Source organism: Legionella sp. km535 (assembly GCF_003990085.1).
Lineage (GTDB): Bacteria > Pseudomonadota > Gammaproteobacteria > Legionellales > Legionellaceae > Legionella > Legionella moravica.
The window spans coordinates 1-24,616 of the sequence record NZ_RZGU01000020.1 but is presented as its reverse complement, the minus strand read 5'-3'; the positions used below and the strand labels follow the sequence as shown (position 1 = coordinate 24,616).

Here is a 24,616-nt window from a genome sequence, read left to right as displayed (position 1 = left end):
TAAATACAATCGTTTAAAAAGGCGCAGTTTTCTGCGCCTTTTTTTTCGTTATTATTACTTAATGGGGACATTACGTGGCTAAAATTACAAAAGAGATCGCATTTGGTGAACATACCTTAGTGCTGGAAACCGGTGAAGTAGCACGACAAGCTGATGGTGCTGTACTGGCAAGCATGAACGGAACGCAGGTATTGGTTACTGTGGTTGGCAAGAAGGATGGAGCTGAAAACAACGGATTTTTTCCTTTGACAGTGAACTATCAAGAAAAATTTTATGCAGTTGGAAAAATACCGGGAGGCTTCCAAAAACGTGAAGGCAGACCCAGTGATAATGAAACTTTAATTTCACGATTAATCGACAGACCAATCCGACCTTTGTTTCCAGATAACTTCCGCAATGAAATACAGATTATTGCTACTGTTCTATCTCTGAATCCAGAAGTATCTTCCGATATTATCGCAATGATTGGTGCTTCTGCAGCTCTTGCATTATCAGGCGTACCTTTTAATGGGCCAATTGGTGCTGCGCGAGTGGGATATAAAGATGGTATTTATTTATTAAATCCAAGCAGAAAATCTCTTGAACAATCGCAACTTGACCTGGTTGTCGCTGGAACTAAAGACGCCATCCTTATGGTTGAATCAGAAGCTAAAGAACTAAGTGAAGACATCATGCGTGGTGCAATTATGTACGGCCATGAGATGATGAAAAATGTTATCAAGGCGATTGAAGAACTGGCTGGCGAAGCAGGTAAAGCTCGTTGGGATTGGAACCCTGCAGAAATTGACACCGCATTGCAGGCACGTGTTGCCGATGTGGCACGAAATGAAGTTGAGGCTGCCTATTTACTGAGAGATAAGCAACAGCGCTATCAACGGCTTGCTGAACTAAAAGAGCAAACTGTTACCGCTTTGATGGCGGGTAATGATGAACTGTCAGCTTCTGTTATCGAAGAGATGTTTGGCGATTTGGAACGTACCATAGTACGTAATCGTATCCTTGATGGTGAGCCACGAATTGATGGCCGTGATCATAAAACAGTTCGTCCTATTTCTGTGCGCACAAAATTCCTGGATCGAACTCATGGTTCCTGTCTATTTACTCGTGGTGAAACACAGGCAATTGTTGTTGCAACTTTAGGTAATGATCGGGATGCGCAAATTCTTGATGGAATAACAGGCGAAACCAGAGATCGATTTATGCTGCATTACAATTTCCCTCCTTACTCTGTAGGGGAAACAGGTCAGGTCGGTAGTCCCAAGCGCCGTGAAATTGGGCATGGACGGCTGGCTAAACGTGCTTTAATGGCTGTATTGCCAGACCCAGCAGATTTTCCTTATGTTCTGCGTATCGTTTCTGAAATTACTGAATCGAATGGTTCCAGTTCTATGGCTACAGTTTGTGGTACCAGCCTTGCGTTAATGGATGCTGGTGTGCCTTTAAAGGCTCCCGTAGCTGGTGTTGCAATGGGCTTAATAAAAGAAGGTGATCGTTTTGCTGTTTTGACCGATATCCTTGGTGATGAAGATCATCTAGGCGATATGGATTTTAAAGTGGCTGGAACTGATAAAGGTATTACCGCATTGCAAATGGATATCAAGATTACCGGGATTACCAATGAAATAATGGAACAAGCTCTGGATCAGGCACTTGCAGGCCGTACCCATATTTTGGGTGTAATGAACAATGCCTTGTCAGAGCACAGAGATGAATTATCGCAACATGCTCCAAGAATTACCACAATGAAAGTAGCTGAAGATAAAATTCGTACTATTATTGGTAAAGGCGGCGCAACCATCAAGGGTTTGATTGAAAGCACAGGTGTTTCTATTGATATAGATGACAGTGGCGTGGTGCAACTGTTTTCACCTGATATGATGGCATTAGAAGAGGCCCAACGCCAAATTAAGGCGCTAATCGCCGAAGTAGAGGTTGGACAAACCTATCAGGGTAAAGTAAGTAAAATCGTTGATTTTGGAGCCTTTATCAATCTGCTTCCTGGTAAGGATGGATTGCTGCATATTTCTCAAATATGTAATGACAGATCACAAAAGGTTGAGGATGTTCTTAAAGAAGGTCAGGATATTGAAGTTTTTGTTGCCGGAGTTGATAAACAAGGCCGTGTAAAACTGGAATGGAAAGATAAGCCTCAATCAGAAGCAAAAACTGAAGCAGCTACTCCAGCTCCTGTTGTTGCTGAAGAGCAGGATGAAGTAGTCGATGTAAACGGTAATTCAGAAGAAGAGTGATTATGAACTATCGCCTCAGTTTGATGTGTTGAGGCGATAGAAACATTCCTTGTTCGAATGATAAACACCGATTAAAGCAGTGATTAAATAAAAAATAAGCCCGCAATTCGATTGTTTTGCGGGCTTTTTTGTTGAAGCCATGTTGATGGACGTTGTATAACGTATTTAACTTAATTGAGGTAGTGGCATCTACCTCAGAATAGAGTTCAACCAATGTATCAAGCTAAGTGAACCATTATCGAACCAGATTCAAAAACTCCATACGAGAGTTTGAGTTATGCTGCATTTCACCCAGCATCACGGATGTGGTCATGACCGAATTTTGCTTTTCTACACCACGCATCATCATACATAGATGTTTGGCTTCGATTACGACAGCTACCCCACGAGCTCCAGTGATGTCTTCAATACAATGGGCTATTTCACCTGTCATTCGTTCCTGAATTTGTAAGCGTCGCGCATAAAAGTCAACGATACGCGCAATTTTGGACAGGCCAATAACTTTTCCACTGGGTAGATATCCAACATGACATTTACCAATGAACGGTAATAAGTGGTGTTCGCATAACGAATAGAGCTCAATATCCTTTACTATGACCATTTCACTCATGTCTGAGTCAAACAGCGCATTATTTATTATGTCGTCCAAGCTTTCATGATAGCCTTTGGTTAAATAACGCATCGCATTAGCTGCACGCGCGGGAGTATCTACCAATCCCTCCCGTTGTACGTCTTCACCAACTTCTTCTATTAGTTTTTTATACAGTTGTTCCATAGCAAGAACTCCTAACCTGGCGGCCAAGTCATTTGACGTCCGCCCAGTAAATGTAAATGAATGTGGTAAACCTCCTGCCCGCCACCAGAATTTATATTAAATACTAATCGATAACCCACTTCGCTAAGCCCTTCACTTTCGGCCAATTTTTTTGCCTTTAACACCATTTTTCCAAGCAGTTGCTCATCGTCTTCGCTGGTGTCATTAATAGTGGCAATATGTTTTTTGGGTATAATTAATATATGAGTGGGTGCTTGTGGTCTAATATCCCTAAAAGCGATAATTTCATTGTCTTCAAATAAAACTGTGGCCGGAATTTCTCCCTGAGCAATTTTACAAAACAAGCAATTCATAGGTCATCAATCAAACGGGTAAAAATGATATTATACATTTCCTTTATTAGATTGCGACAGCTTGTCTTTGCCTTTTGGTGCGATTTTTCGCATAATAGCGGTTTTTCTTAGTATAAGGGTCCATAAATGAGTTTAATGGAGATTAAAAGCGGTCGTGATGTGCCAAATGAAATTAATGTAATTATCGAAATTCCTATGCACGGTGAACCGGTTAAATATGAAGTGGATAAGGAGACTGGAGCTCTTTTTGTTGATCGATTTATGTCTACAGCCATGTTTTATCCAACAAATTATGGATATATTCCGAATACTCTTTCTGAGGATGGGGATCCAGTAGACGTTCTGGTGGTGACACCGGTTCCATTAATCAGTGGAGCGGTAATTCCATGTCGTGTTGTCGGAATGTTAAAGATGACCGATGAATCGGGCGTTGATGCTAAATTACTGGCTGTGCCAACCACCAAGCTGAGTAAAATGTATCAATCCATAGCGACCTATAACGATTTACCCAAGCATTTGCTCTTGTCATTGGAGCATTTTTTCAATCATTATAAAGATTTGGAAGAAGGTAAATGGGTTAAAATCGATGGCTGGGTTGGACCAGAGGACGCTCGCAAAGAAATAATATCCAGTGTAGAGCGTTTTAATCAGGCTAAAAAATAAAACCAGCCAATCCTGTTATATTATCCTGGACAAACAGGTTGACTTTCGTGCTTCGATGCGCAATCTATATTTGTGCTTCGTTTTTGTGAGCGGCAGTCGACCTGTTTGTCAAATCCATTTAAAGGATGCACACTCAACATCTAACTGCTGATTCATTATTAATGACGCCTTCTGTTTCGTTTGTTTATATTCCTTGGACTATACCTGCAAATCGCCTAAAATAATCTTACGATTATTTATGTGAATTCTTAATTCAGCGCTATAGCTTAAGGAAACCCAGTGCAAATCCATATATCCTCTTTATTAATCATGCTGGTTTCATTGATTATTCTTTCTGCTTTTTTTTCTGGTTCTGAAATAGGGATGATGTCCATTAACCGGTATAAATTGAGGCATTTGGTAAAAAAGAGAAATAAGCAAGCCATTCGAGTCAATCAAATGCTGGCCAGGCCCGACAAATTATTAAGTGTCGTATTGATTGGCAATACTCTGGCGAACATCGTCGCATCGACAATCGCCACTCTTATTGGACAGCGTTATTATGGTGATGCTGGTGTAGCTGCCGCTACCATTCTCCTTACTTTAATTATTCTGGTATTTTCGGAAATGACACCGAAAACTTTAGCAGCGATATATCCCCAGCAAGTCGCTTTTTCTTCTTCATTGTTCTTATACATTTTGCAATGGCTTTTTGCTCCTTTGGTACAGGTGATCAGTTTTTTTTCAAATGGAATATTGCGTATTTTTGGAATATCAATAAATCGCATTCAAAAGGAAGCGTTAACTGGTGAAGAGTTGCGTTCAGTAGTGCATGAAGCAGGAGGGCTATTGCCTGTAGAGCATAAAAGTATGTTGATTAGTCTGCTCGATCTTGAACAGGCGACTGTTGAAGACATTATGGTACCCAAGGCTGATATTGTTGGAATTGATCTGGATCAACCCTGGTTGCAACTTTTGGAACAACTAGAAACGGCACAACACACTCGATTACCTATATATCGTGGTTCCATCGATAATCTTGTTGGGATGATCCATGCGAGAAATGTATTGAATCTGGCGTTAGAAGATAAATTGGATCTGGATAGCTTATTAAATTCAGCGGATACTCCTTATTATATTCCCGAAGCGACTCCTTTGAATGTGCAAATTTTAAATTTCAGGAAAATGAAACGAAGAAGTTGTTTTGTCGTTGATGAGTATGGTGACATCCTGGGGCTGGTTACCATGGAGGACATCCTTGAAGAAATTGTTGGTGAATTTACAACGGATATTGCTGCATTGAGCCGGGATATTATTCCTCAGGATGATGGAACAGTGATTGTAGATGCGAGTTTAACGCTTAGACATTTAAACAGGATGATGAGTTGGAGTTTGCCTTCTATAGGTCCAAGAACTTTAAGTGGCTTAATCATAGAATATTTGGGATATATCCCGCCTTCAGAGTCCTGCTTAACCATAGAAAATTATCGGATCGAAATTTTGCGAGTCAGTGATAATACAATTAAAACAGTGAAAATGGTTAAAATTGGTAAAAAGCGAAAATAGTTATGGTATTAGTCAACTCCTTCTATGACGCAATTGGATTTGATAAATCATCAGGGATTTACAAGCGAAATGTCGGGTAATCTTGAAACAGTTCTTGATGCGGTGAATGATTTAAATCAGTAATTTTTTCATTGCATTGAACATTATTTTAGACTTATAGTGTTCCCTCGGATACTAAATTGAATGGGTTATAAGGGAATAAAGGATGAAAAAAATACTGGTTACACTGATGCTTCTATTTGCCGGGCAAATTAATGCATCACCTTACTGTCCTGGCATTCATACCTGGCATAATGTGGCTTCCAAAGACGGGCAATGGAAACTTACTTTACAATCTATAAGCCAGGAGGGTTCTTTTTCTGATTCCTTATGCAATTCAATTCACAGCACGGAACTTGGTCCAGAGTCTGCATTTGTCTATGGGTTTGGGTTTTCCAAAGATGCTGATTTTGACATTGCTTACACGCTTACTGCTGTAAAACAGGCCCCGTCTTTTGAGTCCAGAGCTTGTGTCTTTGTGATTACTGCAAAAGGCCCTGCGCAACCGGATATTACTGCTTTAAGTTATCATGGCGCCGTTTGTGAATGGACAAGAATCCCGGGCGTAGGTGAGGATTTTGTTGTTGGGTAACTCGCGCCAGGTTTACACTATGTGTTGTCTAAGCCAAATTGAATGGAATATATATTTTATTCTGTTGTGTGGGGAGAATGAATTATTTACTATAGATCAACTTCTCCCTTATGCTAGATAATATGCATCCCGAGCTCACAAAATATTTTCTGGCTTACCCACAATTAACAGCCCCTTTTATGCACGAGCAACTTGGACTTTGGATGAGTACCCGCCCATTGAATGGATTGAGGGTGATTCATCATGTCCCTCTTGTTACTAATACGGTATTAAAAATAGCGTGTTTGCTTGCCGCTGGCGCTGAGGTTACAGTGACTAATCCCTCTTCGTTTATGTTGGCTGATCCGAATGTTGTTTTCTCTTTGGGTTTAGCCGGAGTTCGTTATGTCGAGGACATGAGTACGATGCTAGGAGAGCATTTTGATGTTTATTTTGATTGTGGAGCAGAGCTTTATCAGGCCTTGGGAAAGCCTAATATAGGGGCTGTTGAGTTAACAGGATCTGGTGATCAGTTTTATCGTTGTCAATCACTTGATTTTCCTGTTATCAGTATTGATCTTACTCTGACGAAGCAGCTGGAGACAGTGTTTGGATGTGCGGAAAGCATTAATTTGGCTGTTGCTCAGGAAAAGAACATTAATCCTGCGAAGTTGTCTTGGCTCATTTTTGGGTTTGGAAAAATAGGCAGAGGATTGGCCTATTTTTGTACTCAAAATCACACACCAGTTGCTGTGGCTGATTTATGCGCCGAACAAAGAAATGCGGCTCATGAATTGAATATCCCTACAATTGACCCGACCGATATTCTCAATTTAAAAAAAGCGATCATCTCGGCAGATATTATTGTTACTGCCACAGGACGAAAGTCGATTATGAGTGGTTTTCCACGTGAATGGTTTTCAGGAAAAATATTAGCCAATATGGGGATTTATGATGAGTTTGGAGATCAATTTAGCGCAGAAGACGTATTGAATAATAAAAAACCGGTGAATTTTATTCTTCAAGATCCAACTCCTATTAAATACATCGATCCTGAGTTTTATATCCATAATTTGGCTTCATTAATGTTCTTGCAAAATAAAATGACGAATGGGATTCATGGGATCCCACAAGAATTGGATCGTTATATCATTCAGCGCTGGTGTGAATTTCATTCATTCCCATTAAAGACTATTATGAAATGGTTTATTACGCATTAAGATAGGCAAGACCATTTATATTGAGTGAACCATCACCTGACTAGAACCGCTTGATTTAGTGATGGCAATACTCCTTAATAAAGTGAATAATTTCTTTTGAAAACTCTGGGCTGCTCCATAAATTATTATGATCATAGCCATGGACTGTGAGTATTTTTTTAGGTTCAACCGCTTCATTATACAGTTTTAAACCTTCAGAATAGGGTACTATCTGATCTCGTGTTCCATGTACAATGAGTAAGGGGGCTTTAATTTTTGAAATGCGTTTTATTGATTCGTATTTATCCCAGGGGCTAATGAATAACCATGGGTAATGATATCGGGACAAGTTTACAAGAGAAGTAAAAGGGGATTGGAGAATAATAGCGCAAAACTGATGCTCAGTTGCTAATTTAGTGGCAACCCCAGTACCTAAGGATTCTCCAAACAGGATGATTTTTTGAGGTGGAACCCCTTGCTGGAGTAAATAATTTAACGCGGCCTCTCCATCCTTGTAAAACCCTTGTTCTGTAGGACTTCCAATATTGCCGCCATAACCTCGATACTCCAATAAAAGCAGTCCCATGCCTGAATCAAGAAATTGTCGAGCCAGGGGCATTCTGTAGCCTATATGACCTGCATTTCCATGTAAATAAAAGATAGTTGGTTGCTTATTTTCTGCAGGCTTGTACCAGGATTTTAATTTTAAATTATCTGCAGTATGTAAAGTAACTAAAGCCATATCCTGGGCATGAAATGTGTTTAAGCTGGGTTTATGTCTATCCGGAAAATAAATTAAATGCCTCTGAAAGACATACATTAAGAGCAGTACGCCTCCCAGAATAATCATTGCGACAAAGAGTATTTGTTTCACCATACCGTATCTCGCTCATCATATGCTTAGGGCATTATCTACTTCCGGGCTATCCCTATAAATTCGGGATATTAATTCAAGTTTAGGCGTAATCTCGCGTAATGTGAGATTTTTATTTTTTTCCATCAACACTACTAACTCGCTTGCCATAGTGTGGCGTTGTTTTTCTTCTAACTGACAGGGTAATTTATTTTCAATGATCATCTCGAAATCTTTGATTGTTGGTTCGGGCATGGTTAACTGAGTTAAGCGCCCTCTAAAGGCAGGCCCAATTAAGCTGCGTCCTTCCATGCCAATGCTATTTGCTGTTACCAGAAGCATGAATCCTGGAACTTGGGCTTTGAGGTGGGTATCTGGATCAAATCCAGAAAGAAAAGCATTCATCCAATGTTCAAATCCTTCATCAAGGATGCTGTTTACTTCATCAAGCCAAACGATTTGACCTTGATTGAATGCTTTACGGATAAAATCCTTTTTTGATTCATCTGAGAGGCTGGCATCAATTTTGATGTAGGTTAACGTGTTTTCAGGCGCATCCTTTCCAGGTTTTGCTTGTATATATCCTGATTTGGCAAGACGAAATCTGATTAATTCTGATTTTCCCATACCAGGACGGCCTTCTATTAAACATCCGTTTAAACCCCAAATACTGCCTCTACGCTCAAGATATCTTTGTTTTCGTATTTCAATACTACGACGTAAGATTTTATGTAAGGAATTCATTGAGTCCGTAATAATAATATCGGTCACATGCGCATCAATATGAATTTTCCTTTTCTTAAGAAAGGTTTCAGGTTGATGTTTCAATAATTCCATAGCAAAAGAAATGACCCATTCCTGTAAATTTCGAATGCAGAGTTTATTTTCTTTATTGAGCTGGCTTTGTTTGTATTGAGCTAAAAAATGCAGGCATTTGGTTTTAAAATCCTGCTCATTCATATAGGGTGCAACAGTATGATATATCGGTTTTAAAAGGTACTCATAAATAGAATAAGTGGGCATTTCTGCCAAATGAAGTTCGGGTACATCCTGTCCTGTAAACAGTTTTTGCTTTACTCTCCCACCGCCATAATGAAGAGGATTGGCGGCGCATACAATCCGGTGTTTTGCTGTGAGTTCATAAATACGCCCTTGATACAGGATGCGGGCATTTCCTCCTTCCTTCAAAGGTTCAAACATGGTTAAGTGTTTGTTGGCAATATTGACTTCATCTAAAAACAGTACTTTGACTTTATCACCGCCATCTAAAGCAAATTCTTCAAAATGTTCCAGCTCATGATAGACCTGGTATTGCTCTGGATAACGTTTTTTAATTTCTCTGATTAAAAATGTTTTCCCTACCCCGGTTTTTCCTATCATAGTACATATGGGGTAATTTCTTATTGCATCAGTTAGAACAATCAATCGATCAACCAGATAACGCTCTGCTTTTTGTTCTGAATCACTTAAGTCCGTACTGTCATCGGCTAATTCTTTATAGATGATTTTGGGTTTAATTTCATGTGAGGCTATAAATTCTATTGATTGAACACATTGTTGTGGTAAAAAACGCAGATCAGGACGACACTTTTTATCAATTGATAAAATCAAACGACCCGGCCATGCTTTATCATCGAGAAATGTTTGCGACAAGATAAGCGGTTGTAATGCATACAGTAATGAAGAGGAGAATTCACCATAAAGTACTACGGTTCTTCCTTGTTTCAGGGCACTGAAGACATCACTTGTCTGTTCATTAAAATCAGTAAACTGGTTATTTTGATACAGATAATTAACCCAGGTTATCAGATCTTGATAATTATAATCCTCAATTGCAAAACACAAGGCCTGTTCTTCTGTTGTCACGCATTTTTTGGGTTGGTTGCTTAAATAAATTAACGGCTCATCAAAGGAGATGGCTCTGTTAACTTCTGGTTCCGCTCCCTGATTTACATTTATTTTATGAGGGATGCTCACTCCCTTGGCGCAAAGCAATGTTAATTCAACCCGATAAAATTGAGCATGCTCTAATAAACAATACCATTGATGGTCAGATAACTCTGAAGTGATAAACAGAGTAAGTCTGCTATCTTTGGCTTGTTCTAGCCAGCCCGGCATTATTTGGTATTGGCCTTGATCTACTTTTTTATTGGTTAATAAAAAATCAAAGAGTTCGGTATTGATGACCTGAAATCTGGTGGTAATTGTGAGCTTTCTATGTTTTTTATCAAATGCACCGGCTGAAATTTTGTAACATTAAATTCAGTACAGTCTAATTTAAACTGAACTTGTTCTGTTAGGGGTATTTGGGCGTGGTGATACTCCAGGTAACCTTGTGCCTTGGCTCTTTGTAATAAAGTATTCAGTTCCTTCCTGGCGTGTGTGGGAATATTACTCAGAATCATTAATAATGGCTGAGGATCATTTTCTTCCAAGGTTAAAACAAATTCAGATTTCTGCCATTCTAATTGATTGTTATTTAATATTATGGGGCCAAATAAGGTTTCTTGCCAATCTCCTAAGCCTTTTAAATCAATGGTACATTGTCGAGCAGCCTGAAGTGTATGCACTGCAGGTATGGGCAGTAATGGTTTGATTAAATGTGGGTGCCTTGATACAAAGGAGCTGTCTTTTGGTAATTCAGAACACAGACTGTAAATTTTGAATTTTAATTTTTTGTTATATAAACTGTGTTTTTTATCAATAATACTATTAAGCGCTACTCGTTGTTGTGGACTAAATGCAGCCCAGTCTATCAGTATCGTTGCGTCGGGATTTCCACGATTTCGTTTTTTGAATAAATCAAGAGCATCTTCTGTCGATATGGTGGGCGAATCGGATTCAAGATGGATCTGCTCTTTTCCCACTTTTACTTGATTCGGGTCATGTAAAAAAAAGACCGGTCGATTGTGTAATTTTGCCTGATGTAAAAATTGTTGTGCACACACCTCTCGGTTTTGATGAATTAATAGTACCGGGAACTGTTCGTAGTCAAATACTTGATCCAAATGACTCACTATCTTGGGGATTTGATGGTTGCTTATTAGCGTTTCCAGCTGAACAAAAGTCTCAATACAATTCCATTTCTCTTTCTGTTCGTAAAAGTGGGATTGACTTGGCGCACAGGAAGTGGAGCTCGATGAGCTAGCCTGAACATTGGGTATGTGATTCTTATTTAAGGCATGACGGTTCTGAATATCTTGGGCAGATGAAAGAGTATGTGCCTTATAGGAATTGCGATTGTCATAACAGTGATTTGCCCTGATTCCGCCTAAATCCACTTGTATCCATCGCCCTTCAAGATCCTTGATTTCCAGTCGTACGTGGTTATTTTCAATATCCACCAGTCGAGCTCGATCCTTGATAATTGGATTTTTAGCTATTTGAAACCATACTGCACAACAACGTTCCTGACAACTTCCTTGTCCAATAGTATAGAGACGTTCAAACCATTCAGGGAAGGTTTCGCAAACTCGCTTGGATTCGAATCGTGTACTTTCAGGTGTATAGTTTGGCAGATTTAAGTATCTATCCAAAATCTCTTTAATAGGATCATCCGCTTTGAGATGTCTATAACTTCTTAGCGATTTTTGCGGTTCAGGAGCTTTTATGACGTAACTCAGGGTACATTCTTTATCCAATAGTACATAGTAAAAATCGTCAGAACCCCTCATGAGTTTTGTTTCGACACCTTGAGAATCAAGGGCGATTAACTCTTCTTGTGCGTCTGCCGAGAGTAAGCGAACAGTTTGATTGGCAGATGTCTTTAGCGTCAGAAGATAGTAAAAACCATCATCTCCCAATCGGCATACATTAATTAATTCAGGTGTTAATTTTTGAGGTAGAGGGCGTAAAATAAACTCAGGGATTTGAGTGTGTTGCCTACTCAAATCGTCATTAAGCTCAATAATTCCTGTTCGTAAACGATGCGGTTCTTTTCCTTGCCCATTAAGTAACTCACCGGTTTTTACCATTATAAACGAATGACTTGTATTGGGCGACAGGGTTGAATGAGATAGAGTATTATTTGCCACAAATATTGATGATGAGGATTTGGCTGTTGAATTATCAGTTCGTTGAAATAAATTAATAGCTTGTTTATCAACAGGAGGTAAGTCATGGGATGATGAAGCGCCATCTTGCAATGAGTATGCTTTAATTTCCCTCATTATTGTATTGACCATATTGATGCTGGACGTTATTGATTCTTTTAACTTTTTTTCTTTTTGGTAGTTAATTTTATAAGGGAGGTGACATGATTTTGGGGCTAGGGATTCAGGAGCGCTTAAATGAGTTAATTTAGGACAATATTGGTTGAGTTCATCAAAGAATTGTTGGATTTTAAAAGGACTGGCAGTACAAAGATTAATTTTTAAAGAAATTAAATTAGGGAACTTTCTCAAATCAACTTCAAGGGCATCTTCCAGCATTCCAATGGTTAATGCGGTACACTCGTTGTATTGAGGGGGGTGTTCAGGATGTGAAAATGAAGGGGTATAAACAAGCATTTGCATACTAGAGTATGTCACTTGAGCCATTATTTCTATTATGGGGCTTGTTTCAAAGAGGATTATATCCCCTTTGGTTTTTCTGGAATCAAGAGCCGGGAGCGAGAATTTTTCTGTACTTATAAGAATCTGCTCCGCAATAATCTGCTCTGCCAAATCTCGACCTAGAAAGGCAAGTTGGTCGTAATATGAGATTAATGAATTTATATCAATATTCTTTCTGCTTATTTGATTTAGTATGTGATTAATAAATGGAGGCTTTTGCCATAAGGGATTGATGGATGGTGTATTAACTTCATTAATTTGAGCTTTATCAGGAAAAAGTTGGATTAATGTTAATGCGAGTTTTGGGGGCAAGTGATCAACCCTAAATGAGCCTGAGTTTTCTAATAAGAATTGATATTCATCTATGAGACGATCGAATTGTTCCGGATACAGTGACAATAAAATTATCAAATCTTTGATTGAACTCACTTGGGGTTGGTATCTTTCATAAAGGCTTAGTTTTAAGTCTTTATTGGTTACACATTCTAGATCAATAAAAGTTAATGGGGTGTTTAGATATTTAAAAAGATAAGCAGCCATTTGGGGATTTTTATTAGCAAGACTTATAATGAAGTGCTTTGATAATCCAGTGAACAGGTTGTTCTTTTTAAGGAAAGCCTCAACTTCCGGTGGCTCGCAAGCAAGATAGTCAACGATTATATCCATGGAGTCTAGATGAGGTTGAATTAGATCATTTAATAGAGCTTTAGTTGTTTTTGCATTTTTAAAGACAGTCCAAAAATACCTTATTTGTATTAGGAAAAACTTCGAGTTTGTTGCATTTACCAGAAGCGATTGATGAGATTGAATAATACTGTCAGCATCTTCTGGCACTGCTGTAATATAATCCTTTAAGTCATAAAGGTCTTTTGGAGGGAAATGGCTGAAAATTTCATGCGCCCTATGTGGAAAAACTTTAAGCAATGATTTTGCGTTAAAACCAGTATGCAGCAGGGCATCGAATCGCTCTTCAAGATTTGGACAAGCCCATTTGAACAGAGAGTAATTTAATTTGAAGTGTTCAAGAGGTATTTGGTGCAGATCGAGTTTATCCTTTAAAAGGATATAATAATCAATATCTATTATAGGTGATTGACCTATCAGATCATAACAGTAGGGAATAATAACCGCTCTTAACTCAGGCAGTTTGTGATAGAACGCCGAAACCAGTTCATGGGTGATCAGATCTTTATTCTGTTCAAGCAGTTTATGGGTAAGATAGGGATATTGGGTTATTAAATGGATTAAATCATTACCATCGGCACAGTCCGCCGGTGGATTCAGACAAATGGGATAATCTGCGGCTTTCATTGCTTTGTTTTGTGCGAGAATCGCATAGGGTATATGAATGGCATAAGCTGATTCATCGTAAAATCTGTATTCTGGAGTGGAGGTCGCCGAACCGTCATCGGAGCCGCGGTGATTTGAGACAATGTGTCTTTTTTGCTGATTCATGCACGCAAACATTTGTTGACTGCGCTCAACATTGAGTACCGCTGTTGTATCTCGGACAAGATTGTTGCTGGCCGTCAGTTGCTCATAATCTGTTGTTTCATCGAATTGGCCAAGGAACTCAATATAGGCTTCAAAATTCTGATTTGGTTCATTGCATGAAACCAGTGATTTTAATCCATCTCGTTCTATGCATAAATAAACCGTTATCTCTTGGAGTTTGAACCATTCAATTTGGGCAATTAAGTCCTGTTCTTGCAGCCCGTTTATATAAAAATGGGTATCAATGATTAGTGTTTTTGCCAGTTTTTGTTGCTTTGGTGTTGTGGTCGTTTGCCATGGAGAGCCAGAAAGAGCGGCTACAGGCTTGAATTGGGCGGCAGGAGATATAAAGGTGTCTTTTATTTTAGGTATGTAAAACAACCACTCAGGTAGAAGATGACCGTTCCAGTCAACAACAGGACAATTAATATCGTAGATGTTCTTTTCTAAATAGACAGGCATCAGCTCTCTCTTGCATATTTTTTTTACATTTGGTGTATTCTATCACAAATTAATGAGTTTTATTCGACATCACTCTCTTTCAGCGTGACAACTCTAGCTGTGAACATGTAGCCGCCGTTGCGAATGGTTTTTATCAAGGCGGGTTTTTTTGCATCGACTTCTATTTTTTGGCGTAATCGACTGATTTGTACATCAATCCTTCTATCAAATGGGGTTAAATCGGTGTTTTTGGTGATTTGAAGTAAAAATTCTCGATCCAAAACTCGTTGCGGTTGCTGAACGAAAGTTAAGAGCAAGTCATACTCACCGGCGCTTAATTGTAATTCCTGATTGTTCTCTCCAAATACCTGTCTGGCTGCTGGGTAGAGACGCCAGTTTGTAAACATTAATACATCTTTTCCATGTGCCATTTTTTGCTGGGCGCGAATGACTCGACGGGCTATAGCCGTTATTCGTGCATGCAGTTCGCGGGGATACAGCGGTTTGGTCATGACATCATCCGCACCCGTTTCAAGCATGGCAATGCTAACCTCCTCATCAGGGGAGTCGTTTATAATAATGAGAGGAACCGGATAGTTGTTATAAAATTGTTTAATCGTATCTGGCTCATTTTTTAAAATAGACCAATGAATCAAGATGGCAGCAGGCATTCCCTGCTCGATATGAATCGGATAAAGGCTTTTTTGTTGTACTATGTCCAGATTAAACTTTGCAAAATAATCCTTCAGCTCATTACTGACTGGTGTAGTGTCAATAACGAGCAAACAGTGGCTCTGGGACATCAATTTGCTCCTGAAGGTTAAAAAAAATATGCTCTAATTTTGGCAAGATTATCTTCTTCTTGCAATTATTTTTGTGCATTTAATAAGAATAGTTCATTTTAATTCAGTCATTTGCATTTTTTAAAGGAAATAAGCTAAAAAGCCATTCTGGCGATGCCGGGCACGGCTGTCTCATTAAAAAAATGACGTCTTTCCGAGCGTAGCGAGGAATCTCCTGCAAGATTGCACGATTCCATTAAAATGCGGCCATTAAAATCATATCAAGAGTCGAGTCTCCCCAGCCAGCCTTTTTCTGCAGGCGCCTAATGCTCATATCCTTAAATTTCTTTAATGTTTTGCCATCAATGGCTATCAAATTACCCAATGCTTGTTGGAATGATTGAATCCAGGAAATAAAGCACTTCTTAAATTCATCCGGATTTAAAATCGAAAATACACGAGCCTATGTATTTTTAGATGGAATGCCATCCTCAAAAGGTAAAAATCGGCGTAAATAATCTAATTGTTCTTCTCCGAATGTTACAAAATCACGCTCAACTCTGAGCTCCACATATGTTAGCGCAGATAACAACAAATAATAGTTCCGTTAAAGGATACAATTTCTTTCTATCAATTCTTGGATCTTCGAGTGTGTCGAAATGATATAAAAATCCAGGTGCATTTTCTGATGACAACATTAAATTCCTTGTAAAAACAAAGAGTTTAAAGGGTAATGATAATTAATGCATTAATTCAGATTGTGCCAATTTGCAGGAGATTCCTCGCTACGCTCGGAAAGACGTCACATTTTTAATGGGACAGCCGTGCGATGCCGGGAGTTACATATTTCTTATTTCAGTGCTATTGTTAAAGTTCGAGCTTCAGAATGATGCTTGAGGAGAAATGGATGACTCAAAATACACCTGGTTTGTCGCATTGGTTTCTTACGGACGATTATCGAGCCAAAGCTCAACTCAAATATGAACTGAAACATTTGGAAAGTCGTCTCCATAAATATCTGGATGTTCCTAATGAGCAGGATTATTGTCATGAAGAAGTACGGATAATATGTGCCCAACTGGCTCAAAAATACCTTGATTATTTAAAACTGCGTGATCCGCAATCCCATTACACGTTCAATACCGCCGGTGATGAAATTAAACCAATAAATTGGGTCGAATACATGTCGATTATTTCTCAGTTAAAGGCACGATTATCCAAAATGGCTGCTCAGGAAGAAGAATCGAGACTCATAATTGAAATCGCCTCTTTATATCATCAGTGTACTGTTTCAATGACTCTCTCTTCTTCACTCAATCGTAGTACTGTGATTGAGCCCAAAGGCTGTTCTGACGAATTGAACCAATTGTTTCTCTGTACTCATTTTAAGTCATGGTTGTCTTCATTAGTTGAATATTGGAACCACAGTACCCAGTACGGTGCTGAACAGTCTGTTTTGTTTCGTGATTGGAATCATGATGAGTTACAACGGGCACTTGATTTTTTCTCTGATCCGCAATTAGTTAATTTGGTTAATGCAATATTTTTCTATAAGTTGTTTCCAGATAAGTTATTTAATGAGTTGATTCACCCGGAAAAGCTGGTATCGGTTCGTATGCGATTAGGTTTTTTACATGAATTTATTGAGCGATTACAACAACAATTACATCAAGTATCATTTCAGAAAGGGTTAAAATCTGGAGTAGATTATTTATTTCATGGCGATGATCTTCCCCAAGGTATTCTTATTGAAGTGGATGAAGATTATAGAGAAATCATTCAATTGGCTGTTAAAAATCTAAAGGTAAAATGTTCTCCAGAAAATGAAGAGCAGGTAACCAGTGAGCGATTACACGATCTGGGTAGGGCTTATAAATTCTGGTTTAATCCAAATCGATTAATTGATGCTGTAATGGTATTGCAACAGCGTTTAGTGAGCGATTCAGTAGCGGATGAGGAACAATTTTCTGTTTTTCATCAAGAAATGCTTTATTTGTATCGTCAGTTAACCACAACCGATTGTCTTGATTTGTATGGGTATTTTGCAAACAAGGACAGTAGATACTTACTTTATACTTTGTTTACCATAATCCAGGATAAGAAACTGGATTGGCTTCCACCTTTGACCAAATCGGAAAAAAATGCGGTTGCATCTGTATTTAATGCCTTGCAATGCGTCATGGAAGCCTTACGAGTAGAATTAAAAAACAGGCATGTGACAACAGAGCCCTATGTTTATGATTTGGAGAAACAATACGTACAGGCACGTCGTCGTAATCGAGATGCTGTGTTCAGGATTATTGCAATTTATGGGCGAGATCCTGTTACCATTAGTGATTCGGTAGAAAAATTATTTGATTCTATTGAAGACAATAATTAAACGTTCAATTTATTAAGACAGGAGTTTATCGCATAAGCGCTCGACTCTGTGCTCATCGGTTTATATGGGCGATTTTTTTAAGGGACAGGAAAAGCGAGTTTTTTTCCATAAAAGGTTTGCATCTCTTTCGCTAATTGTGCTGCAGGTGTTGTTTTAGCAAAATCACTATCCAAATTATCAATCCATTGTCCGGTCTTCAAATTTTGAATTACTGGTATATATGATTGCTCATCGGGATATAACGCCAAAATCCAATTGCCTCTGATCACCCCATACAGTTTGGCCCTGTTTATTTTGATTAACTCATCAGGCTTTAGTTCGAGTTCTCCTGTTTGAGGATTTATTGTATAAATTTGATGTCCAATTTGAATTGCTTTTTCTTTGGAAAAATCCTGATTGGGGTACATGCCGCTTTCAATAAAAAACGTACGCTGAGGTAGTGGTGACTGAGGGTTTAACACTGATTTCAGCAGTGAAATTCCATCTACAGCGGGTTTATGGCTTACCTTCAAAAAGGAGAGTATGGTTGGAGCCAGGTCAATTAATGCCACTCGAGTTTTGATTTTATCAGTATCCGTTATCTGTTTGCCCTGTTTAAATATCTTGAATGCCAATATGCTGTGATATTGTTTGGGGCTTAATATATCCGAGCCATGGCCCGCGCTTTTATCCAGTTCTGTTGCTGTTTTATTTTTAAAATACTCTGCCAGCCTGCTGCTCAACGAGCTTTGATAGTTCTGGTAATTGGTTTGTCTTGAATTAGGATAATATAAGGCTTCACCATGATCGCTCAGGATAATGACAAGACTGTTCGTGAAATAATGATTGTGTTCCAGATAGGTATAAAAAGCATGAAATTGTTTGTCTACTCGTTTGAGCGCACTTTGGTATAGGGAGTTACGTTTGTTAAGACTGAATTCATTGTTTACCTCATCTGGTAATGATTTGGCCCAGGCATAAGGCCAATGCGGGAGAGCAAAGTGAACCGCCAGAAAGACTGGTTTATTCCTTGGCATGAGCGCCAACTCTCTCTCCAGTTTGGCACTAAAGGTACTGGGATAATATGAAAAAAAACTGGCTCTATTCGAATGATTGTAGGGAAATAACCAGGAACTGATTCGAAAATTAATGAGCAAATTTCCCAGAGGAAAATCGTTGAACGATCCTAAAATAATGTCGTTGACTCCTAATTTGGGGCCTATTAATTTTTGAAATCCAAAGTCTTTATCGAGGCTATTAAATCTTCGATCATCCGTTGCATAAACTGTGCTATACCCCAGCTGATTCAGTTTCCATACTATGCTCGCCTGATTGTTAACGGAGGTCTTTGCAACCAGATTCTCATCTGCGTGATGATGTTCTGAGTATAAACCTGTCAGAATGGAACACCATGCGGGATAGGTTCGGGCGAGGGGACTGATTGCATTGGTGAACTGAGTGCTGGAGTTGAGTAATTGATACAGAAAAGGCATGTTTTTTTTCTTTACGCTTTCCGGACTTAAAGAATCTATTCCTAGAATAATGATGTTGGGTTGAGTAATAGCCACAGGAGCAGGCATTGTTTTGAAATAAAAAAAACTGCTATAAACAAGGATCGGAATCGGCAGCACTAACAAGAAGGAACTGCTACGGTAAAACAGACGGTTCAGTAATAACAAACCTAAACAAAACAAAGAAAGAGTATACAGAATCTTGAAGCACGATTCAGGTATAGGGGGTGAAAATAATTTGCTGAATATACTTAAAGGAAAATAGTAGGCATTAGCACTGATAATGAAACAAGCACATAAGGACCATATGCCAATTAGCCAATGTTCTGCTGAAAAATGATGCCAGGAGCGATTTAAAATCCCTATCAATAACCAGGTTTGAATTAACGATACAATAATATAAAGGGCAACATGAACACAAAGAGTTCCAGCGAATTCAAGGTATATAGCTAGAGGAAGCTTAATAGAACTGACCAGGCTTTCTGATTGTGAGTAAATAAGAACGAGTTGTAAACCCAAAAAGCAGAGATTATATAAAACAAAATGTCCGAAGTATGAGAGTGCTGAGCGTTCTCGCTTCATGACGTCTGTAGGGCTGGGTAGTTCAGGTGCCAATTATAAACATAACTATCAATTGAATTGATGTGTTTTAACTGACTGAGCAATGGCTCCTGAGCAAACTGAAGTAAATGTCTTATTACGTCCTGTTTAGTGCCACCATAATCCTCCTCATACCAATCATAGAGTTTGGAAAGGATCAGTTTTCCCTCAATTACCTGAACTCCTCTCAGTGAGTTGATATAGGTTATCGCGGCTTCATTTAATTGTTCTTCCAGCTGTGCTCCCTGGTATGCTTTTTTGCTTAAATTGGGTGCGCCAATGGTCGCGTTATTGAGTGCATAATGAGTGCGTGGGTCATTCCAAACCGGTCGAATAATGCGATTATTAATATCGTCCAGGGTCAATGGTGTGTTATTAATGGTCAGTAGGTTGGCTCCCCAGGGGCCTACACTGAATAACCCGGGCGAAATATTAATCTCCTGAATATTCGCTATGGGATAATAGTTTGCAACTGTTTGTACCGTTAGGGCGTTATACACATTGATCCAATAAGCCAGTTGCTCTTGACGGTTGTAATTAGCGATGTCAATCATCGACATGGCTTTGACATATTCTTTGAGTAAATTTAAATCCTGTTGACTCAGATGAGCATAATCAATCAAATTAATATGCTCTTCGTTTGTAACAACGTGTTTGTCCAGAAAATTTTGCCAGGCTTGGTGAGAGATGGTTTCAGTTGAGAGCGGGTTATTAACTTCCCATTTGGGCCATAAACTTTTATGGAATGATGCATGAGCTAATCCCGCCAGGATGAACATGATGACCATCATGGCACATTGTTTTAGGATAGTATGGGGTTTGTTCGCACTAAACATTAATCGTTGCTCGATTTCTTAAGGCGCTGCCTATGGTATTTCCATCCAGGAATTCCAACTCCCCACCTGAGGGAATGCCATGTGCCAGTTGGCTGATATTAACTGGTTCATTTCTCAATAATTGATGTATAAAATGCACCGTTGTTTGACCTTCAACACTTGGGCTTAAAGCAATAATTACTTCTTTAATTCCTTCTTGTATGATCAGATTTTTAAGTCTGGGCAATCCGATATCATCAGGGCCAAGACCATCAAGAGGCGATATTTTTCCCATCAGGACAAAATACGTACCTTGAAAAGCATTACTTTGTTCAATGGCAGAAACATCAGCAGGGCTTTCTACTACACACAGTAAGGCCGGGTCTCTGTTCGTATTTTGACATAAAGAGCATAAAGTGTGTTCGGTGTAATTATTACAGCGCTGACAATGGTTGATATGGTTCATGGCGTGCTCTAGACAGGAAGCGAGGTGCAAACCCCGCTGTCTTTGGTTTTGGAGCAGGTGAAACACCATGCGTTGTGCTGATTTGGGACCTACACCTGGTAGACAGCGGAGCGCCTCTACCAGGCGAGCGAGAGTATCCATATTCAGGCTTATTCCTCTTTACCGCCTTTATCTCCACCCATTAAATCAGTAGGAATATTAAGACCAGCAGTTAATTGACTGATTTTTTCTTTCGATGCTTTTTCAATTTTACGCACGGCATCATTTATTGCTGCGGCAACTAAATCTTCCAACATTTCAACATCTTCATCCATCAATGTTGGCTTGATTTTAACTTCTGTTACATCATGTCGACCATTCATTTTAACCAGAACCATGCCACCACCAGACTCACCGCTGACGACCAGTTGACTTAGCTGTTGTTGCGCTTCTTGCATGCGTTGTTGCATTTTTTGCGCTTCTTTCATCAGATTACCAAGATTTTGATTAATATCCATCACTGCCTCGTTTATTTATGGTTAGGTATACTATTATAAGTCATCTTTGAGTGGGACAATAGAATTTTTGACCAATTCAGCGGAAAATTCTTGCTGAATTTGCTGAAATAGAGGGTCATTGTGTAATGCCGCCTCTGCTTTTTGCTGCTTTTGTTGCGCTGCCCTCTCTTTTTGCTGTGCTGGCGTAGCCTGAACAGCTTCGTTGCTATTCAGAATAATTTTAACCGGGCTTTGATAATAATCCGACAATGCTGCTTCAATTCGGCTGGTTGTTGATGGAGTAAACAAGGACTCATGACCTTTAGCTACTCTCAAAATAATGTCTCGATCATCTTTTGTAATAAATTCAGCATTTTCGATTGCATTAAGTGCAAAACCAGATAATTTGAGTCTGGGAATGATGCTGGCCCAGTTTTGGGCTTCAATAGGAATCATTGGTTGTATTTCTTCAGTTGGCTTTGTAAGAGCTTCACTGCATTTTACAGTGGGTAATGAGTTTTCCATCAAAGAGCTTTTATCTTCAATTGGTTCTATTGGTTTTATTGGTTCTGCTGATTCTGTTCTTTCTATTGTTTCTACTGGTTCGTCTATTGATGCCTGATGCGCTAGAGCAGGCTGCGCTACCAAATTACTGTGGTGAATAGCCATAGGTGGAATTGTTGCAGCAGGAGCCGGCCTGAAGGTTAGCATGCGTAACATGGTCATGTTAAATCCGATTGCCAATGTTGGAGCAAGATGAATTTCTTCACGTCCTTTCAGGGTAATCTGATAGAATAATTGAGTGTCTTCCTTTGAAAATTGTTTTGCCAGATTCTTGATTTCATCTGCTGGACTAATTAACGGATTCATATCCCCTATGTTTTGGTATACGGCAATCTGATGGAGGTAATTTAGTAGTTCATCAATAACATATTGAAAGTGCCCTCCTTCAGTAGCGATCTGCTGACTTAACGTCAGCATGGTCGGGCCATCCTGTTTTGCCAGAGCATCCAATAGTTTGACCGCGTAGTCCTGTTGTGTGTATCCGAGGATTAGCTTGACATCATGGGCCAGTAGTTTCTCATTACAACTGGTTATTGCTTGATCCAGAAGACTCAAAGCATCACGCATACTCCCGTGTGCCGCCTGAGCAAGAATATTCAGGGCCTGAACTTCATAATTGATATGTTCATCGTTTAGGATGAGCTGCAGATGCTTGCTGATCAAATCAGCAGGCAAATGTTTCAAATTAAATTGTAAACAGCGGGATAAAACGGTAACCGGTAACTTTTGTGGATCAGTTGTTGCCAGAATAAATTTCACATGAGCGGGTGGTTCTTCTAGTGTTTTTAGAAGTGCATTGAAACTGTGTTGAGATAACATATGCACTTCATCAATCAAGTAAATTTTAAAACGGCCATTAGTTGGAGCATACTGCACATTGTCCAGTACATCACGAGTGTCTTCGACTCGTGTTTTGGATGCGCCATCAATTTCTATAAGATCGATGAACCGACCTTGTTCAATCGCGTTGCAAGCATCGCATTGAAGGCAGGGTGTTGAACTGATTCCCGTTTCACAGTTAAGTGCTTTAGCCAGAATACGGGCAACACTGGTTTTACCCACACCGCGGGTACCAGTAAATAGATAAGCATGATGCAATCGCTGTTGATTCAGCGCATTAATCAGCGCTTTATTAATATGTTCCTGGCCAACCAGTTGGGAAAATGTGCGTGGTCGCCATTTACGGGCAAGTGCCAGATAGCTCATACAGGTTTTCACAATTTGGGTGGCAGCTCTAAGAGCCACACCTCGGCGCCCGAATCAATCGTTACCGCTGCTCCCTTCCGGGCCTGACGGGGTTCACAATCTATCGTCGCGAGGGGACCAATAGAGCCACCATAGTTGAATTGCGAAGAGTAACAAAAAAAGAAGTAGAGCGCCAGATCTCGGATAAATATTTATTTTAAACGGGTTTGAAAAAATACAATAGTCCAAGGTTAGTGGGGGGCTAGTGTTGAGGCATCAAATAGGCTGATACTCTAAACTGGATTAGTTTTTCTTGAATTATTCATTGTAAAAACGTAATGTGATTATTAAATAAAAAACATGGTAGTTGAATGAATGGATTCAAAAATACGATATTTCATTATGCTCTTCGGCGTGTTTCTATCATTGAACACATACGCCATATGTATTAAAAACATCACTCATTTTTCTTTGTACTACGAAATTAAAAATCGAAATACGCAACATCCAGTGCCAAAAGTACAATTCCATAGCGGAACAGTAAACAACTACGAAAAACAATGCCATGCACATACCAATCAATCAGGTGATGACTGGAAAATTTATCGGTTTGACTTGGTGAAGATATTCAAAATTGAAGACAATGGCCAAAAAGTGCTGGCATGTCAAAAAATGGTTGAAGGAATTGCCAATAGACTGGATGTCCGATTTCATAGGCAAGATAATTCTTGGTGGTGTTTGGATAAAGATGACTATGATGATTGATGCATCCACTTCATCGCAGGGAAAGTTAATTAGGTAATGAGACCCTTACATTAAAAAATTCAGAGTGCTCGTCTTCTGCTATAACCTGTTAATGAGTAGGACTCATAAGCCAGAAATACAACCGGGTTGCATAATGGAGTCGGTAAATCACGTAACAACTGTTTTTATCTTACTAAATTTTGAAAATTTATACCTTATATATGTGAAATAAAATAAAAGCAGAAATTTTGAAAAAATTGCAAAAAGTGTTTGACACTGGAGCTGAAATCAGTAGAATACGCAGCACGCCTTCGGGGCAGGTTCATTAAGAATTGAGAAGACAAACTGTGTGGGCGCTTTGAAGAATTTGAGTGCTTAA

At 39.2% G+C, this 24,616-nt stretch carries 19 protein-coding genes and 1 other RNA gene; 7 read left to right on the top strand and 13 right to left on the bottom strand.

What is annotated here, in order from left to right; all coding sequences use genetic code 11:
• Positions 1-74: 74 nt before the first annotated feature.
• Positions 75-2,249 carry a polyribonucleotide nucleotidyltransferase gene (pnp, locus tag ELY21_RS11905; protein WP_127109783.1) on the top strand — a complete coding sequence of 725 codons (2,175 nt, stop codon included), beginning with the start codon at positions 75-77 and terminating at the stop codon, positions 2,247-2,249.
• A 235-nt stretch (positions 2,250-2,484) separates the two neighbouring features.
• Here pnp and folE read toward each other — a convergent pair whose 3' ends face one another.
• Together folE and ELY21_RS11895 are read right to left on the bottom strand one after the other, a co-directional pair.
• Entirely contained in the window at positions 2,485-3,024 is a 540-nt protein-coding gene (gene folE, locus ELY21_RS11900; protein ID WP_199741708.1) for a GTP cyclohydrolase I FolE, read from the bottom strand.
• A gap of 11 nt (positions 3,025-3,035) precedes the next feature.
• Positions 3,036-3,377, bottom strand: coding sequence for a histidine triad nucleotide-binding protein (locus ELY21_RS11895; RefSeq protein WP_127109779.1), 342 nt, complete (start codon positions 3,375-3,377; stop codon positions 3,036-3,038).
• Between the two features lie 126 nt (positions 3,378-3,503).
• Here ELY21_RS11895 and ppa point away from each other — a divergent pair, with 126 nt between their 5' ends.
• From ppa to ELY21_RS11875, 4 genes are all read left to right on the top strand, one after another.
• Positions 3,504-4,040 (top strand): inorganic diphosphatase, encoded by a 537-nt coding sequence (gene ppa / locus ELY21_RS11890; RefSeq protein ID WP_127109777.1) that lies wholly within the window; start codon positions 3,504-3,506, stop codon positions 4,038-4,040.
• A 279-nt stretch (positions 4,041-4,319) separates the two neighbouring features.
• On the top strand, positions 4,320-5,585 hold the full coding sequence (locus ELY21_RS11885) for an HlyC/CorC family transporter (protein WP_127109775.1): 1,266 nt from the start codon (positions 4,320-4,322) through the stop codon (positions 5,583-5,585).
• Between the two features lie 205 nt (positions 5,586-5,790).
• Positions 5,791-6,216, top strand: coding sequence for a hypothetical protein (locus ELY21_RS11880; protein ID WP_127109773.1), 426 nt, complete (start codon positions 5,791-5,793; stop codon positions 6,214-6,216).
• 122 nt (positions 6,217-6,338) lie between these two features.
• The gene (locus ELY21_RS11875) at positions 6,339-7,415 is read left to right on the top strand and encodes an adenosylhomocysteinase (RefSeq protein WP_127109835.1); all 1,077 of its coding nucleotides are present in this window, start codon (positions 6,339-6,341) and stop codon (positions 7,413-7,415) included.
• A gap of 55 nt (positions 7,416-7,470) precedes the next feature.
• Here ELY21_RS11875 and ELY21_RS11870 read toward each other — a convergent pair whose 3' ends face one another.
• The 5 genes from ELY21_RS11870 to ELY21_RS11850 all read right to left on the bottom strand — a co-directional run bounded on the left by ELY21_RS11870 (position 7,471) and on the right by ELY21_RS11850 (position 16,215).
• Positions 7,471-8,271, bottom strand: coding sequence for an alpha/beta hydrolase (locus tag ELY21_RS11870; RefSeq protein WP_127109771.1), 801 nt, complete (start codon positions 8,269-8,271; stop codon positions 7,471-7,473).
• 15 nt (positions 8,272-8,286) lie between these two features.
• Positions 8,287-10,365 carry a hypothetical protein gene (locus ELY21_RS11865; RefSeq protein WP_127109769.1) on the bottom strand — a complete coding sequence of 693 codons (2,079 nt, stop codon included), beginning with the start codon at positions 10,363-10,365 and terminating at the stop codon, positions 8,287-8,289.
• A 35-nt stretch (positions 10,366-10,400) separates the two neighbouring features.
• Positions 10,401-14,756 carry a hypothetical protein gene (locus ELY21_RS11860; RefSeq protein WP_127109767.1) on the bottom strand — a complete coding sequence of 1,452 codons (4,356 nt, stop codon included), beginning with the start codon at positions 14,754-14,756 and terminating at the stop codon, positions 10,401-10,403.
• Positions 14,757-14,815: 59 nt separating this feature from the next.
• A complete protein-coding gene (locus ELY21_RS11855) occupies positions 14,816-15,538 on the bottom strand; it encodes a winged helix-turn-helix domain-containing protein (protein ID WP_199741707.1) in 723 nt (240 codons plus the stop codon).
• Positions 15,539-16,071: 533 nt separating this feature from the next.
• Positions 16,072-16,215: a transposase family protein gene (locus tag ELY21_RS11850; RefSeq protein ID WP_127109763.1), complete on the bottom strand. Its 144-nt coding sequence runs from the start codon at positions 16,213-16,215 to the stop codon at positions 16,072-16,074.
• A gap of 209 nt (positions 16,216-16,424) precedes the next feature.
• On the opposite strand from ELY21_RS11850, the gene ELY21_RS11845 reads away from it, so the two are divergent.
• Positions 16,425-17,897, top strand: coding sequence for a hypothetical protein (locus ELY21_RS11845; protein ID WP_127109761.1), 1,473 nt, complete (start codon positions 16,425-16,427; stop codon positions 17,895-17,897).
• A 77-nt stretch (positions 17,898-17,974) separates the two neighbouring features.
• Here ELY21_RS11845 and ELY21_RS11840 read toward each other — a convergent pair whose 3' ends face one another.
• The 6 genes from ELY21_RS11840 to ffs form a co-directional block, all read right to left on the bottom strand.
• Positions 17,975-19,969 carry a sulfatase-like hydrolase/transferase gene (locus tag ELY21_RS11840; RefSeq protein WP_127109759.1) on the bottom strand — a complete coding sequence of 665 codons (1,995 nt, stop codon included), beginning with the start codon at positions 19,967-19,969 and terminating at the stop codon, positions 17,975-17,977.
• A complete protein-coding gene (locus tag ELY21_RS11835; protein WP_233588709.1) occupies positions 19,966-20,766 on the bottom strand; it encodes a DUF547 domain-containing protein in 801 nt (266 codons plus the stop codon). The genes ELY21_RS11840 and ELY21_RS11835 overlap by 4 nt, the downstream gene beginning before the upstream one ends.
• A gap of 49 nt (positions 20,767-20,815) precedes the next feature.
• Entirely contained in the window at positions 20,816-21,409 is a 594-nt protein-coding gene (gene recR, locus ELY21_RS11830; RefSeq protein ID WP_028382687.1) for a recombination mediator RecR, read from the bottom strand.
• Positions 21,410-21,417: 8 nt separating this feature from the next.
• Positions 21,418-21,765: a YbaB/EbfC family nucleoid-associated protein gene (locus tag ELY21_RS11825; RefSeq protein WP_028382686.1), complete on the bottom strand. Its 348-nt coding sequence runs from the start codon at positions 21,763-21,765 to the stop codon at positions 21,418-21,420.
• A 33-nt stretch (positions 21,766-21,798) separates the two neighbouring features.
• Positions 21,799-23,514 (bottom strand): DNA polymerase III subunit gamma/tau, encoded by a 1,716-nt coding sequence (dnaX, locus tag ELY21_RS11820; protein WP_127109833.1) that lies wholly within the window; start codon positions 23,512-23,514, stop codon positions 21,799-21,801.
• A 26-nt stretch (positions 23,515-23,540) separates the two neighbouring features.
• Positions 23,541-23,637: signal recognition particle sRNA small type (ffs, locus tag ELY21_RS11815), an RNA gene on the bottom strand.
• Between the two features lie 231 nt (positions 23,638-23,868).
• On the opposite strand from ffs, the gene ELY21_RS11810 reads away from it, so the two are divergent.
• Positions 23,869-24,258, top strand: a complete 390-nt coding sequence (locus ELY21_RS11810; protein ID WP_127109754.1) for a hypothetical protein — start codon at positions 23,869-23,871, stop codon at positions 24,256-24,258.
• Positions 24,259-24,616: the final 358 nt, after the last annotated feature.